Origin of the sequence: Microcoleus sp. N9_A1 (assembly GCF_036701795.1) — a bacterium.
In the GTDB taxonomy this organism is placed as follows: Bacteria; Cyanobacteriota; Cyanobacteriia; order Cyanobacteriales; family Microcoleaceae; genus Microcoleus.
In genome coordinates this window covers 1-14,865 of the sequence record NZ_JAUBRI010000056.1, presented here as the reverse complement: position 1 = coordinate 14,865, position 14,865 = coordinate 1, and the positions used below count along the sequence as shown (strand labels likewise).

17 protein-coding genes and 1 other RNA gene are annotated in these 14,865 nt (G+C 47.0%); 14 read left to right on the top strand and 4 right to left on the bottom strand.

Annotated features, from left to right (window positions below; all coding sequences use genetic code 11):
• Nucleotides 1-213 precede the first annotated feature (213 nt).
• Nucleotides 214-741 carry an orange carotenoid protein N-terminal domain-containing protein gene (locus QUA58_RS22605; protein WP_333254398.1) on the bottom strand — a complete coding sequence of 176 codons (528 nt, stop codon included), beginning with the start codon at nt 739-741 and terminating at the stop codon, nt 214-216.
• Between the two features lie 327 nt (nt 742-1,068).
• Here QUA58_RS22605 and QUA58_RS22600 point away from each other — a divergent pair, with 327 nt between their 5' ends.
• On the top strand, nt 1,069-1,434 hold the full coding sequence (locus QUA58_RS22600; protein ID WP_333254400.1) for a hypothetical protein: 366 nt from the start codon (nt 1,069-1,071) through the stop codon (nt 1,432-1,434).
• Between the two features lie 231 nt (nt 1,435-1,665).
• Here QUA58_RS22600 and QUA58_RS22595 read toward each other — a convergent pair whose 3' ends face one another.
• Together QUA58_RS22595 and QUA58_RS22590 are read right to left on the bottom strand one after the other, a co-directional pair.
• Nucleotides 1,666-2,805: a glycerate kinase gene (locus QUA58_RS22595; protein ID WP_333396086.1), complete on the bottom strand. Its 1,140-nt coding sequence runs from the start codon at nt 2,803-2,805 to the stop codon at nt 1,666-1,668.
• 57 nt (nt 2,806-2,862) lie between these two features.
• Nucleotides 2,863-3,195 carry a DUF565 domain-containing protein gene (locus QUA58_RS22590; protein ID WP_333396083.1) on the bottom strand — a complete coding sequence of 111 codons (333 nt, stop codon included), beginning with the start codon at nt 3,193-3,195 and terminating at the stop codon, nt 2,863-2,865.
• 362 nt (nt 3,196-3,557) lie between these two features.
• Here QUA58_RS22590 and QUA58_RS22585 point away from each other — a divergent pair, with 362 nt between their 5' ends.
• The 13 genes from QUA58_RS22585 to nuoK all read left to right on the top strand — a co-directional run bounded on the left by QUA58_RS22585 (nt 3,558) and on the right by nuoK (nt 14,190).
• The gene (locus tag QUA58_RS22585; RefSeq protein ID WP_333254405.1) at nt 3,558-4,136 is read left to right on the top strand and encodes a hypothetical protein; all 579 of its coding nucleotides are present in this window, start codon (nt 3,558-3,560) and stop codon (nt 4,134-4,136) included.
• A gap of 224 nt (nt 4,137-4,360) precedes the next feature.
• Nucleotides 4,361-6,379, top strand: a complete 2,019-nt coding sequence (locus QUA58_RS22580; protein ID WP_333396081.1) for a glycosyltransferase family 39 protein — start codon at nt 4,361-4,363, stop codon at nt 6,377-6,379.
• A gap of 42 nt (nt 6,380-6,421) precedes the next feature.
• Nucleotides 6,422-6,949 carry a GNAT family N-acetyltransferase gene (locus QUA58_RS22575; protein ID WP_333254410.1) on the top strand — a complete coding sequence of 176 codons (528 nt, stop codon included), beginning with the start codon at nt 6,422-6,424 and terminating at the stop codon, nt 6,947-6,949.
• A gap of 137 nt (nt 6,950-7,086) precedes the next feature.
• Nucleotides 7,087-7,329 (top strand): hypothetical protein, encoded by a 243-nt coding sequence (locus QUA58_RS22570; protein WP_333396080.1) that lies wholly within the window; start codon nt 7,087-7,089, stop codon nt 7,327-7,329.
• 71 nt (nt 7,330-7,400) lie between these two features.
• Nucleotides 7,401-7,619, top strand: a complete 219-nt coding sequence (locus tag QUA58_RS22565) for a hypothetical protein (RefSeq protein ID WP_333396078.1) — start codon at nt 7,401-7,403, stop codon at nt 7,617-7,619.
• The gene (locus QUA58_RS22560; RefSeq protein WP_333396076.1) at nt 7,616-7,885 is read left to right on the top strand and encodes a ParE family toxin-like protein; all 270 of its coding nucleotides are present in this window, start codon (nt 7,616-7,618) and stop codon (nt 7,883-7,885) included. The genes QUA58_RS22565 and QUA58_RS22560 overlap by 4 nt, the downstream gene beginning before the upstream one ends.
• A 72-nt stretch (nt 7,886-7,957) precedes the next feature.
• Complete coding sequence (locus QUA58_RS22555; protein WP_333396124.1) at nt 7,958-8,173, top strand: type II toxin-antitoxin system Phd/YefM family antitoxin; 216 nt, start codon at nt 7,958-7,960, stop codon at nt 8,171-8,173.
• Nucleotides 8,174-8,242: 69 nt separating this feature from the next.
• Nucleotides 8,243-10,000 carry a serine/threonine-protein kinase gene (locus QUA58_RS22550; protein ID WP_333396074.1) on the top strand — a complete coding sequence of 586 codons (1,758 nt, stop codon included), beginning with the start codon at nt 8,243-8,245 and terminating at the stop codon, nt 9,998-10,000.
• A gap of 198 nt (nt 10,001-10,198) precedes the next feature.
• Nucleotides 10,199-10,589: a transfer-messenger RNA gene (ssrA, locus tag QUA58_RS22545) on the top strand.
• A 489-nt stretch (nt 10,590-11,078) separates the two neighbouring features.
• Nucleotides 11,079-12,197, top strand: coding sequence for an NADH-quinone oxidoreductase subunit NuoH (nuoH, locus tag QUA58_RS22540; RefSeq protein WP_333254425.1), 1,119 nt, complete (start codon nt 11,079-11,081; stop codon nt 12,195-12,197).
• A 103-nt stretch (nt 12,198-12,300) separates the two neighbouring features.
• Nucleotides 12,301-12,876: an NAD(P)H-quinone oxidoreductase subunit I gene (gene ndhI, locus QUA58_RS22535; RefSeq protein ID WP_333254427.1), complete on the top strand. Its 576-nt coding sequence runs from the start codon at nt 12,301-12,303 to the stop codon at nt 12,874-12,876.
• 113 nt (nt 12,877-12,989) lie between these two features.
• Nucleotides 12,990-13,613, top strand: coding sequence for an NADH-quinone oxidoreductase subunit J (locus QUA58_RS22530; RefSeq protein WP_333254429.1), 624 nt, complete (start codon nt 12,990-12,992; stop codon nt 13,611-13,613).
• Between the two features lie 271 nt (nt 13,614-13,884).
• Nucleotides 13,885-14,190, top strand: coding sequence for an NADH-quinone oxidoreductase subunit NuoK (nuoK, locus tag QUA58_RS22525; protein WP_333396122.1), 306 nt, complete (start codon nt 13,885-13,887; stop codon nt 14,188-14,190).
• Nucleotides 14,191-14,281: 91 nt separating this feature from the next.
• Here the strand turns inward: nuoK and folB are convergent, their stop codons facing one another.
• The gene (gene folB / locus QUA58_RS22520; protein WP_333254431.1) at nt 14,282-14,638 is read right to left on the bottom strand and encodes a dihydroneopterin aldolase; all 357 of its coding nucleotides are present in this window, start codon (nt 14,636-14,638) and stop codon (nt 14,282-14,284) included.
• Nucleotides 14,639-14,865: the final 227 nt, after the last annotated feature.

Genomic DNA, 14,865 nt, shown 5'->3' with positions numbered 1-14,865 from the left:
ATACTAATTGCAACTAAAAAAAAGCAAGTATTAAAACCGGATTTAGTATACAAGCCGACGGACATAATGAGGTTTATTTATGTCCGCTAATTATATAAAATCTGGTTTTAATCCCTCCTTTATTCTTCAGTCTGCGGATGACGTTGGGCGAAGCTCAGTCGATCCGCAGGCTGGGTTTGACTCTCAGCAGCGGTTTGAACCGCCGAGTCTGATCTAAAGACTAGAAGTTTTCCCTACTTGGGCCTGAGTATCAATTGGTTTAACATCGGTGTAGCCCATATTATTAGCTACGTCGCGCAGCACCGAAATTTGCTGTTCAAAATCAAGACCTTCAATTTGACCCAACACGCCATTGACAGCCTCAGTTGCCTCATATCCTTCGGGGATATCGACAATTGTTTCTCCCATACCAATAGCCCAAGCATACCAAACAACCAACTGATTGTTAGCAGTTAAAGCTCCGTAAGCGTGAGAATACGGCGTGTCGGATCGGTTGACAATACCTCGCATTATATTCAGTTGTTCGTCAGCCGAAAGCTTGTAAAAATCATCAAGCAGCATGGGAGCTAATTCTGGTTCGGCGGCGGTGGGAGCGGCTGGTGTAATTGAATCTCCCATTTTTTCATAAACAAAGTAGAGCAGCGCCAGTTTTTCATCTGTACCCAACCCGTTGATTGTCTGAACGATGTTTTGAGTGTCGTTGGAGAGAGAGTGAGGATTGGTCGCGGCGGGTGAGTTCATAAACAAAATTCCTTAAAAATGCTTCCAGAATATACAAATATCAAGATTTGTAAGTACAAGTCACCATCCCCGAGAGGTAATACGATTTTAGATTTGAGATTTTAGATTTGAGATTAAACAATGGGGAATGGCTTAGTATGTATGGGTTGGGAGCTTTCCTAAAGTTGCATTATTTTCGGAAACAGGTGTAATTTTGAGCCGCCATCCTAGAATAAATCATCCTTAAGATAGAAGCCAAAGATACATCTGCGGGTAGATGAAAAAGCCTGGGATTTAAGTAAGGATTGAGAAAGTGAATTGTTAAATAAAACTAGCAAGGAGTCGGCTATGTCGGAAATAAATACAGAACCAAATAACACTGAAAGCTTTGACGCTCAGCAGATCACCGAAAGCGCGGAAGCTGGAGAACAAAAGTTGCCGACCGTTGATGTATCAGCAGACTACGAAGCTTCAAAAGAATTCAGCGTGAGTGACATCGATCGCACGGGTGCCGGCGCTCAAGCTGCCGCCGCTGCAACTGCACCTAAATTTCCTATTCCCGCTCCTAAAGATATCGCAAAGCCAGCAGATACAAGCGGTAATCCCGCTGATTTTCGTTCGATGGCTAAGGACATTACGCCTGCTGGTACACCGGGCAATGTTACCGACGATTTGATCCAGAAAGCGATCGATCTTGGTACTTCCGGCAGTTAATTTAGAAATTCTTCATCCTCGATGCAAAACCTCTGTATTGTAGGGTGCTTATGGCGCGCCTTACCCTATAATTCGCGCGTAAAACCAATTTTTGCATAAGTCTTGAATTCTCAAGTGAGTGCAGGATAAGCTGCAATACAGTAGGATCACAACAAAGTTGTGTCCTTAAACGCTGGAATACAGTAGGGACACAACTTTGTTGTGTCCTTAAAGTGTTAATTTTAACTATGCCTAATCGCTTAATTTTAAGTCGATCGCCCGACAAATTTTGCCGACAGTGCGATCGCCCAAAATTTCAATTACTAAATCCACGCGATCGCCCTCCTCAACCATCGACTTAATAAATAACTCGGGATGCAGCGCTTTCCAGAAATATTCGACAAACCGATTAATTTCGGCTTCTGACATTCCCGACTTCCCCGCCGCCATCATTTCCTGTTCCGCCTGATTGCGCCACACTTGAGAAATGCGATAATCTTGGGGATACAAAACCATCAACCGATCTAATCGGTTCCACAGCGGCAGATAGTCGTGCAGCTTCGCATTCATATCGCGCGCAAACTGACAGTCGCATTCTGTGGAAATCGGAAATGGCGCAGCCGCCAAAAATTCGTTTAATCTGGCATCAGCTACTGGATTCACGCCGACAAACCAACCTTCAAAAAGTACAATATCCGCACCGGGAATAATTTCGGGTTGACTTCGATCTCCTGCACCTCCGTAGGCAGATTTGTCAAACCGGGGAATTTCTATTTTTGGATGGTCAACTACGGCTAATTCGGAAGTTGGAGAAGCGCGCAAGTTGTCTAAAACGGAGATTCCCAAGTCAATATCGTGAGTGCCGGGGGGGCCGCGCCAAATCAAACGCGGGTCGGCTTTTTGGAGTTTTTGGCGATCGGCATACGTCTTGTAAAGATCGTCTAAAGAAAGGCTGACTGTAGAATATCCCATTTTCCCCAAAATCACCTTCAAAACTTGGCATAAAGTCGTTTTTCCGGTTCCTTGTCCTCCTAAAATTCCTTGAATTAGAGGACGCTTTAAACTTTGTTTTTCAGTCGATAATTGCATCGCCAGTGGCAGCCACAGATTCCACAAAGTTTCGAGAAAAACACTTGATTTGAGCGGGAAAGTATGCAATTCGTCAAGCAGAGACAAGAATAAATCTGTTTTGTGGCGGACAACATCGGCTACATTGTCAGGGGTAATGCCAAAAGCGCGCGTTAGCGAAGCCGTCGAAGAGGATCGCACATCATCGGCAAGTTCCCAAATTGCCAGCAATTCTAACTCGCCGGCGCTGATCTTCCTGAGCGGGCGATCGCCAGCTATCCATGCTTCTAAAATTTCTACAGGATTTAAGTTCGATCGATCCATCTGTTTAAAAATATCGGGCGCACACTCGAAAGCAAAGCCCCTATAAGTCAACACTTGTTAAGAGCCAAGCTTAAAAGCCTCCACAAATAAATTATAAGTAACACCAATTTTCAGAGCTTGGAGCATTTCCAGCCACAAATAACTGGTTCCTGGCCGCTGCCAACGATAAAGCAGCAGGCTCACCAATTCCGTCCACAATACCAACAGCGCTGCGGCGATAATATCCCAATCCGCAGATTGTCCGGCGATCGTCGAAAGAGCAGTTCCCAAAAAAGTGCCGAACAGCAGGCTAATTATCAGGAGCGAAATCCGCCGCCAAGGATTGCTCAGCCAGCCTCCGAAGCTATCGCCCAGAACGTCAAGCAATCTGTTAATTCGGGTATTCTGCATAAAAGTTATACGATTTGAGATTTAAGATTTGAGCTTTGAGATGCGGAATGACTGATGAATATTGGGGTTGGGAGTACGGGCCTATAGTGGCACTCTTTTTTTCAACTGGTATTAAAAGTTATACGGGTGAGTAAACAAATGACCCTCACGACCAACTTCAAATCCTTATCGGTGTCAGTATGTCGCCATCTAAAATCTCAAATTTAACATCTAAAATGGTATTGAGCGATCGCGGACTTATAGCCGAGAACGCTCAAGTAATTAAGTATAACTGTATCTTGTGGCACAGCAGACCCTGGTTTTACATTAAAAATAGTTAAGACTAATTGCCGGTGCCGTCTATCCTTATAAGCCTAAAATTTATGAAACTTAAAATTTACCAGATCGTAATTGGAGTGTCGATCGTCCTAATTACAGGAATGTTTCTACGACGTTTTGAAATCACTATCTCCAACGGTTCAAATCAGTCGAGCGATTGGCCCTCACAAGCCACCGCACTCCCCCCAATACCCCCCGTTTCCCCGGTCGCGACAGCTTCTGCAGACACCGCCAGCGAGCCCAAACCCGACTCAACACCAACCCCCCCAGATCCAGAGGAGGAATTGCTTTCCTCAATCCCTGCAAATACTAAAGCCGCCGGCATTCTGCGCGTCAGCAACCGCAGCGAACACCCAGTGCGAGTGGCCCTGCTGTCGAAACGGCAAGCTGAGAAACCCTACGGCAAACCGGCGCACTGGGATTTTGCACCGGGGGAAGGAGGCGACAAGGGACTAATGCTATCCCTGCCGGAGGGCAAGTTACAAGTCAAACGGGGAGACATTCTGGTGGTTTTTGCTCAGGATGGTTCTCGCCGCTACTGGGGGCCTTACGTCGCTGGGGAGACACCTTCGCCCGCTTGGAACAGCACAGCCGGAGAATGGCAATTAGTTTTGCAGCCGTGAAGGTTTAAGTAGAAGGAAGAAGTAAAAAAGAATAAGGCATACACAGCAAGCTTTTTAGCGATCCGTATTTTGCATTTGATTAGGTCGATTTGGTGAGTTGCGGGTGGAGATTTTGGTGGAGAAACCCGGTTTCTGAGGTCTTGTTGAGAATGGTGGCAGATTTGAGTTGAACCGGGTGCGATCGAATTCTAAGTTTCGATCAGGCAATTTTTCGGTAGACTTCTATGCGAGTTAAAATTTTAAATCTAAAATCGCAGGAAGTTTGGGTGAAGGAAGTTATTAAAAATTTGTCAGAATATCGCAGGCACCGCCCGTTAGCACCTTTGTTACTGTCGCTGTTGTGGCTGGGCGCGATCGGCTTCGTAGCTTTTTTGTGGAATCTCGGCAACATCGGCTTAGTTGACGAAACCGAACCGCTGTTTGCCGAAGCCGCCCGTCAAATGACTGTGACAGGGGATTGGATCACTCCTTATTTTAACGGCGAAACCAGGTTTGACAAGCCGCCGTTGATTTATTGGCTGATGGCGGTGGCTTACCGCACTCTGGGAGTTAACGAGTGGGCTGTACGTCTGCCGTCGGCTTTGTGCGCGATCGCCCTGACTTGCCTCGGATTCTATACCTTATGGAAGACAGAAGAAAGTTCGGCAACGGATTCTGTAGCGGATGTAACGGATGTAATGGATGTAACGGAGAAGTCCGAGGGAATATTTTCCCCCTCTCCCACTCCCCCCCACTCCCCCTCTCCCCCCCTCTCCCCCACTCTCCCCCTCTCCCCCTCTCCCACTCCCCCCCTCTCCCCCTCTCCCACTCCCCCCCTCTTTCTTTCTACTCCTTGGATTGGTGCGGCGCTAATCGCCTTAAATCCCCAAACTATTGCCTGGGGGCGGACTGGCGTTTCAGATATGCTATTAGTCGCCTGTATGTGTTCGGCACTTCTGGCATTTTTCCTCGGTTACACCCTAGAAGAACAGAGAGAAAAAGCAGAATTTTCTACCGTTTCCGCTTCCCGATTTCCCAATAAGTGGTATCTGACTTTTTACGTACTAATTGCCCTAGCAATTCTAGCTAAGGGGCCTGTGGGAATTGTCATACCAGCGCTGATTATTGGCAGCTTCGGGCTGTATTTAGGAAATTTTCGGCAACTTTGGCGCGAAATGCGTCCGGTGTCGGGAATCTTGATTATTCTGGTGATCGCCCTGCCTTGGTTCGTTCTGGTTATTTTAGACAACGGTCAAACTTATATTGACAGTTTTTTCGGCTATCACAATTTTCAGCGTTTTACTGAAGTAGTCAACAAGCACTCAGCGCCTTGGTATTTTTACTTTTTTGTAGTGCTGCTTGGTTTTGCACCTTGGTCGATTTATTTGCCGGTGGCGATCGCCCGTACCCGTTTTTGGCAGCGCAGTTACTGGCGCCGTCAACCGCGATCGGCTCAGTTGAGTTTATTTGCCCTATTTTGGTTCGGCTGCATCTTTGGCTTTTTTACGATCGCCGTCACCAAATTACCCAGTTACGTATTGCCTTTACTGCCCGCCGCTGCCATTTTGGTGACGCTGCTGTGGAGCGATATTATTGCAGGTAACGAACCCAAAAACAGGCCGGGAAAGTTAGAAAAAAAACCGAATTCTTTACCGCGAGGGCTGTTAGTCACATACATTTTCAATGTTGTATTTTTACTAATTGTAGCCGGAGCAACTTTCTACTCCTACAACTGGCTGGGAGACGACCCGGCAATGCCCAATTTTCCCCAAGCACTTCAGCAGTCAGGATTGCTGATTGTGGGCGGTGCGATTTGGATAACTGCTGCATTGGCGATCGGGCTTTTGCTCTGGAAGCGAAAACAGCGCTGGATTTTGGTTGCTAATTTCATCGGCTTAGTAGCATTTATCATCTTTGGTCTTACTCCCGCCTACAAATTGGTGGATATCAACCGTCAGTTACCTCTGAGACAGTTAGCGCAGGTTGCGGTTCAACAAAAACTGCCGGGGGAAGAGTTTATTATGGTTGGTTTCTGGAAACCAAGTCTGGTTTTTTACACCGAAGAGCCGGTGACTTACTACCGAGCTGTCAATAAGGCGATCAACTACATTCAGGAAGCTAAAAATCCAATTTTTCCCTCTATTTTGGTGCTGGGATATCCAGAAAAATTTGTGCAATTAGGATTGCAGCCAAATCAATATCAATTGTTGGACAGTCGCGGCGCGTACCAACTCGCTAGGGTTCCGAGAACAGCATTTCGATAGCGTCTATAGTGTGATCTCATACTTGTTAAACAAGGTAGAAAAATGATTAAAACTAAGAATCTTCAACTACTTGCCGTCGAAAGGATTCACATAGAAGCTTTCTTACGAAGTAAAAGCGAGCTTGCAGCAATTTTAAATGTCGTAGTGCCTAATAGCTGGCCTCATTTCCCGGAAGCATTTTCCCTCCCTGCTGACGAATCTTGCGAATCCAATCTGCCTCCAACTGACTGGCGCAACTACTTCTTTATTCATCCAAAAAATGAAGTGCTTGTCGGCAACGGAGGTTTCAAAGGCTCACCTGATGAGTCTGGGACTATAGAGATAGGTTATGAAATTGCTTCCGAATATTGGAATCGCGGATTTGCAACTGAGGTGGCACAGGGAATGATCGATTATGCTTTCGCTCACGAGGAGGTGAAAGCAGTCATCGCTCACACTTTAGCTGAAAAAAATGCCTCGAATAGCGTGTTGCAAAAAGTGGGAATGAAGTTCATTGCAGAGGTGGACGATCCTGAAGAAGGCAAGATATGGCGATGGCAAATAAGCAGGGATGAATATCATCCGACTTGAACTATAACGCCGTTTGGCTGTTTAAGTCACTGGTTTTGGCGGTAATTTGAAGGCTCTCGGTTGGAGCATTAAATATGGCAGATTGAATAAAAGCTATAATCTAGTCACTACCTAAAACCCGAAGCTGGGAGCCTACAATGGTTTCAATTCTCAACAAACCCTCCTCGTTAATCCATGAAATTTGCATTGAAAAAGTCGATCGGTGGAAGTTGTTCAAATTTAGTGAATCGCTCCAGCAGCGCATGGAACAATTGTTAGAGAAGAAAAAAGCAGATCAACTAATAGCAGAAGAGGCAGCGGAACTAGATGCCATTGGGGAATTAGATCGTATATTTACCCACATCAATGCAATGATGGCGGCTCAAGATGTCAATCAGTGATCTACGCTCAACTTGCCTGAAACAAGCGATGATGGATAGGATGTCATTTTAATTGTAAAAGTGTGGTAGCCATGACTGAGTTACTTGAACGTGCGATCGCGAAGTTGAAAACATTGTCTGCCAGCGAGCAAGATGCCCTCGCTTCAATGATTCTGGAAGAACTTGAAGACGATATGCGCTGGGATAAAGCATTCTCCCGTTCCCCCGATGCTCTTGCTAAACTCGCAGCAACCGCAATGGCTGAGTATCATGCAGGTAAAACCCAAGAACTCGATCCAGAAACATTGTGAAGTCAAGCACTACAACCGAGTTCCGTAAATTATTTGCTGATTTACCCGAACAAGTTCAACAGCAGACACGCGGGGCGTATCGCCAGTTCAAGGAAGACCCAAGTCATCCAAGCTTGCGTTTCAAGAAAGTGCATCCCGACTTACCAATCTACTCGGCCCGAATTAGCAAAAACTATCGAGCAGTTGGTCAGTTAGATGGAGACACTGTAATCTGGTTTTGGGTTGGTTCGCACACAGACTACGATAGATTGCTAGGGCAGTTGTAGCAGTGTCTATAGCCAGCCCATATCGAATTAGAAAAGTGTATTTAGACAGGTGGAAGATTACGATCGCAATCAATCAAAGAAGCTCAACAGCAGTTGCAGCAGTTAATCGCATCCATGAGTCAGTCGCATCAACTGATCGCCCTTGGACAAACTAGCAATGCAGTGTTATTGTCTGAATCTGACTGGGCATCGGTACAGGAAACACTGTATCTTCTCTCAGTACCGGGAATGCGGGAATCGATTCGAGAAGGAATGGCAACGCCGATCGAGGATTGCGATCGCCCTTGAGACTGGTAACTAGGCCGACCATACGTGCCATAATCAGCCATATTATTTGATGTGCGATCGCCCGAAACTATGGATGCGCTAATCGGCAAAAGTTTACAAGGTGGAAAATACACCCTCGAACAAGAACTGGGACGGGGTGGCTTTGGGATTACCTTCCGCGCCAATCACCGCTACTTAGGACAGCCTGTAGTCATTAAAACCCTCAACGAATCTCTGCGGCGCGATCCAAATTTTGCCGAATTTGATCGCAAGTTTCAAGACGAAGCGAGGCGGTTGGCTTCCTGCATCCATCCGAATATTGTCCGCGTCAGCGACTTCTTTGTCGAAGACGGGCAGCCCTACATGGTAATGGACTACATAGCCGGTCAGAATTTGGCCGAGGTAGTCGGTGGAAACAATCCCCTCCCAGAAAATCTAGCAATTCTCTACATCACTCAAATTGGCGCTGCTTTGAAAGCAGTTCATCAAAAAGGCTTGCTGCATCGAGATGTCAAGCCACAAAACATTCTCCTGCGCCAAGGTACCCAAGAAGTCGTGCTGATCGATTTCGGCATTGCCCGCGAGTTTACAGCAGGTGCAACCCAAAATCACACTAATATGGTGTCCGACGGCTACGCGCCGCCAGAACAGTATTTCGCCCAAGGAAAATATACCCCCGCCACAGATGTTTACGGTCTGGGGGCGACGCTTTACACTTTGCTGACAGCACAAGTGCCAGTGGCTGCAATTCTCCGTACCAGCCAGCCGATGCCTTCACCCCGCGACTTGCGGCCTGAGTTAAGTACGACTGTCAGTCAAGCAGTGATGCGGGGGATGACTGTAGAAGCTCAAAATCGCCCTGGTAGCGTGGATGAGTGGCTGGGTCTGCTGCGCGGGCAGTCGCCGGACACTGGGCCGACGGTGGCGGTGATGCCGGGACATGGCGCTCAGTCGCCTGCAAATGTGAGAACAGCGCCTGCTGTGGTGTCTTCTGGGGGCAGCAACCGCAAGATTTGGTGGATTTTGGGGTTCGTGGCGATCGCCCTGTTAGTTGCAGGTTTGGTCGGTGTTGCTAGGGTTTTCCTCAACCGGCAACCTTCCGAACCCGCACCTGTAGCGAAGGACGATCGCACTTCGGCCCCTGCAGATCCAGACGCGCGATCGAGTCCCGCACCAATTCCCGCACCCACACCAACTCCAACTCCAACTCCCAGAGAAACTCCGCCGCTTGCTGCGGAAACTCCCGCCCCAGCAGAAACTCCTGCTCCCGCCCCAGCAGAAACTCCTTTCTCGCCAACACCAGCCCCAGCTCCAACAACGGCAGGGGAAGGCGCGGGGACACAACCCCTAGAAGAACCAACGGAAAAACTTGTTGATAAAGAGTTGCCGCCCGATCGATCGCCCGCACCCAGCGAACAACCGACAACCAGCAATCGGAGGAATCCCGCAATCCCCGGATATGCCGTTGGTACGCCGGAAAGTCAGATTTTAGCGGAATTGGGACAACCCACGGACTCTCAAGGCCGGGGCTATTGGCCCAATACTCGCACCGCACTTTACGAAATATTGCCGAACCGAATTACTCTCGGCTACATTTACGATCGCGATTCCGACAAATTAGTGCAAACAGAGGGTTCTTTTGCCCCGTCGGTGGACGATTTGGTAGTCAAAACCGCCTTAAACGGGATGGTGGGCGGCGCAAGCCGGGAGATTTTGCAGGGGTTCCGAGATGTGCAGCAGCGCCGGACAAATCAGTTTACATTTAGGAAGGGTTCGCTCTCAGGTACGATCGAACGCAACGAGCGCGATCGGATTTACATCGGCGTTTGGGACGAAAATTTGCATTAATCCAGGACGATCGACCTAAGTTCGGTGCGTCAGACTGAAATTATCTGCGTCAATCAGTGTTTATCCGCCTGAAATCTGCGGTGAATGTATCGATCGACCACTTGTGCAAAATCCCCAATCCAAAATCCCCAATCCAAAATCTTCAATCCAAAATCGATTGACGTTAAACAAAATATTCGCTATGATAAGAGGACACGAGGGGCTGTAATGGTTTCGACAGGGTGGCGAAAGCTGCTCCGTGATGCAGGTCGAGAGGGAGTCCACTCTCGTTAATATCGGCTCAAACAAAAAAGTAAATGCGAACAACATCGTTCCTTTCGCTCGCAAAGCCGTAGCTGTAGCCTAAAAACTTCTCTAGCTTGGTTCAGAGTGTATGCAGCTTAACTCCGTTAAAGGCAGCATAACAACCCCCAACGGATGCCCTAGCTAAACGTTTCTAGTCGTCTAGCCGGGAAAGCAATCACTAGAAAATCCCCCCATTTGGGATAAAGATGGTTCCCGCCCCAAGGATTAGAGGGGATAAACCTGTGAACGATCGGAAGGTAAATACCCATTTTGGACGGCAGTTCGATTCTGCCCAGTTCCATAAAAAAGGTGACGTAAAATCAATGGTTTAAGCCATTTGAAAGCCACTTTACAAAATTAAAAGGGCTCGCGAGTTAACTCGCGAGCCCTTTTGTTTGGGCTATATGTCCCTGGACGCATGGGTAGTCAGAAACCGGGTTTTTGCGAGAAAACTTCGTTACAGCACGCAGAAACGCATAAAAACCAGGTTTATTTGGTATTTATTCGTCTAGAACTAAACAACCACGGGTAGTCAACAGTCAACCGTCAACCGTCAACCGTCAACCATCAACAGTCAACAGTCAACAGTCAACCATAAGTTACCCACCCATTAGCCAAACTGGGATCTCAGATAATTAGAACTTTACCCCGTCCGTGCGTTCTGCGAGGCTGTCGGGCGATATACTATTAGGCGGTAAAGCATTAAAAATCTTTACAAAAACCCCGCTCTCTAAGCCTACTCCTACGAAGGACAGGTGAAAAATTATATGGCGATCGCTCAAAAGCTGGAAACATGAACCCAGGAATTGACTTACAAGGAAGTTTCGTAGAAGCCCTGATCGATTTGGGCTTACCGGCGGACATCGCCCAAGTGCTTTGGCTACCTTTGCCGATGGTACTGATGATTGTCGGTGCTGTATTCGGGGTACTGACTAGCGTCTGGCTGGAACGGAAAATTTCCGCCGCCGCTCAACAGCGGATTGGCCCCGAATTTATCGGCCCTCTGGGAGTGCTCGCACCCGTTGCCGACGGTCTGAAGTTGGTATTCAAAGAAGACATTGTACCGGCAAAAGCTGACGCGCTGCTGTTCACCCTCGGGCCGGTCATTGTCGTGATTCCAGTGTTTCTGTCGTACTTGATCGTGCCCTTCGGAGAGCATATGCTCATCGCCGATATGGGGACAGCAATATTTCTGTGGATTGCTCTTTCTAGCATTCAGCCGATCGGCTTGCTGATGTCGGGCTATGCTTCTAATAACAAATACGCCCTCCTCGGCGGACTCAGAGCAGCCGCTCAATCCCTCAGCTACGAAATTCCCCTAGCTTTGGCAGTATTGGCAGTGGTGATGATGTCCAACAGCCTCAGTACGATCGACATCGTACAGCAACAAGCCAGCTACGGCATCCTCGGCTGGAACGTCTGGCGACAACCCGCCGGTTTCCTCATTTTTTGGATTGCAGCCCTCGCAGAATGCGAACGGTTGCCCTTCGACCTTCCCGAAGCAGAAGAAGAATTGGTAGCAGGATATCAGACTGAGTACACGGGCATGAAATTTGCTCTGTACTACATCGCTTCCTACGTTAACCTCGTCCTTTCTTGCCTGCTAGTAGCAGTTTTGTACCTCGGCGGCTGGGAATGCCCGATTCCCGTCGGAGTTATCAGTAATGCCCTCGGATTGAGCGAGACAACTCCTTGGTTGCAGGTAATTACCGGCTTGCTGGGCATTACCATGACCATGCTGAAAGCCTACTTTTTCCTGTTTCTGGCAATTCTGCTGCGCTGGACTCTGCCGCGAGTTCGGATCGACCAATTGCTAAATTTGGGATGGAAGTTTTTGCTTCCCGTTGCTTTAGTTAATTTGCTATTAACCGCAGCTTTGAAGCTTGCCTTTCCCTTTGCTTTTGGCGGTTAATTGATAATAGGTAAAAGGCAATAGCTAACACAAATAAGCTGTTAACCAATTACCTATTATTAATTAGTAATTACCAAAAACTTAAGTACAGAGAGAGAACACAATGCTAAAATTCCTCAATCAAGTAGGCGAATACGCCAAAGAAACTCTTCAAGCTGCCAAGTATATCGGTCAAGGGCTTTCTGTGACTTTTGACCACATGAGACGCCGGCCGATTACGGTGCAGTATCCTTACGAAAAACTAATTCCTTCGGAACGTTTCCGGGGCAGAATTCACTTTGAATTTGACAAGTGCATCTCCTGCGAAGTCTGCGTTAGGGTGTGTCCGATCAATTTACCTGTGGTGGATTGGGAATTTAACAAAGAAACTAAGAAGAAACAACTCAAGCACTACAGTATCGATTTCGGTGTGTGTATCTTCTGCGGCAACTGCGTAGAATATTGTCCGACTAATTGTTTGTCGATGACAGAAGAATACGAGTTAGCCGCTTACGAGCGTCACGAGTTGAATTATGATAGCGTGGCTCTCGGACGTTTGCCCTACAAGGTTACAGATGATCCGATGGTGACACCGCTGCGGGAATTCGCTTATTTGCCGAAAGGTGTGATCGACCCTCATGAAGTTTCCTACACCGATCGCCGTGCTGGTCTCCGCCCAGAGGAAATTGTCGAAAAGTAAGTAATTAGTCATTAGTCAGCAGTCATCAGTCATTGAAATAACCAATAATTAATGACTGCTAACTAATGAGTAAAAACCAACAATAGAAAACTAATGATTGAGGATTTAAAATTGTGAATCTAGCCGAAGGGGTTCAACTTGTTTCATTTGGCATCCTGTCAGTAATGATGATTGGAGGAGCATTAGGAGTAGTCCTGTTCTCCAACATCGTTTACTCAGCATTTTTGCTGTGCGGCGTATTTACCAGCATTGCCGGTTTGTACCTGTTGCTGAATGCGGATTTTGTAGCAGCAGCGCAAGTATTGATTTATGTTGGCGCAGTTAACGTCTTAATTTTGTTCGCCATCATGTTGGTAAACAAACGAGAAGAGTTCCGCACAATTCCCAACGCTTGGGTACGTCAAGTAGCAACCGCAGTGGTTTGTGCTGGTTTGTTTGCGCTGTTGGGTACGATGGTAGTGTCTACTCCTTGGGCGATTGTGACAACGACGGGAGCACCCGCCGAAAGTTCAATTGTCACCATCGCCAAACACTTCTTTACAGACTACTTGCTACCTTTCGAGTTAGCATCAGTGTTTTTGTTAATGGCAATGGTGGGAGCAATTGTCTTGGCGCGCCGCGATTTCTTCCCGGATGAATTGTCCATGAAGCAATCGGAAACACCAGCTTTTAGTTTGCCAGAACGCCCGCGCGAATTAGTTTCTGCCGGCGATGTTTCTTCAGCAGAAACAAAGTAAGTGTAATGTGTACTTTGCACCTAAGTAGGTGGGTACAAATAAACATTAAATGAGTCGGGCGGGTTTTGCCTTCATCTTCTGGCTTGTATCATAGATTTTTAGCTAAACCCGCCCCTACCAGATACTATGGTTTTTTGCGCTTACCTACTTACTTCTTCGTAGGGTGCGCACTGCGCACCGTCTGGCGATCAACCCGGTTTCTGTTCGCAATTCCCCTATCTGCCTGTTTTGTAGTAATTTAGATCGAGAAAAACTAGAAAAACTTATGCAACTGCAACTCCAGTATTTCCTGTTATTAGCTGCTGCACTTTTCTGTATTGGCATTTACGGTTTAATTACCAGCCGAAATGCAGTGCGGGTGTTGATGTCGATCGAGTTGATGCTAAATGCAGTCAATCTCAACCTGATGGGTTTTTCTAACTATCTTGACTCCGTACAGATTAAAGGTCAAGTATTTACGGTGTTTGTACTCACGGTAGCGGCTGCTGAGGCTGCAGTCGGTTTGGCAATTGTTTTGGCGATTTACCGCAACCGCAATACCGTAGACATGGAAGAATTTAATTTGCTGAAGTGGTAATTCATCAATAGTCATCAGTCATCAGTCATCAGTCATTAGCGACAAACTAATGCAGATTAAAGACTGATGACTAAGGACTAAGAACTAAGAACTAATGACTTCTAGTAATTTCTAGAGTAATTCTACCCCCGAAATCAGGGATGGGGGCAGCAGGTTTCGAGAGTTGTAGTTTAACTTTTTCGACTAACGGTAGTTCTAAAAGCGCTTGAGCAATAGTATCTGCTAGGCGTTCGATTAATAAAAACTTCGAGTCTTTGACTAGCTTTTGAATCAGAGTAATTGCGCTGCGGTAATCAAGAGTATGTTGAATATCATCACTTTTTCCCGCTTGCGATAAATCCACCCAGAGTGTGACATCCACTTCAAACCACTGCCCCAAAACTTGCTCTTCCGGCAGATAGCCCGTATATCCGTAACAGCGAATTCCTGTAAGTTGAATAGAATCCATTTTGCAATAAACTAAAAGTGCGTTGTCTATACCACTTTGTATTAAACCAGATAAAGTTCTCTTTCTATTCCCTCTCTTTCTTTGCCCTTTTCCTTCTCCCTCTGCGCCCTCTGCGCCCTCTGCGGTTCAATCAATCTTATTCTATCTTAAATTTCACCAAAAAGCGGGGTCTGAAGCCCCGTCGTTCTACGACGGCTTTTTCTTCTCTTTCAATGTCGTAATTAATT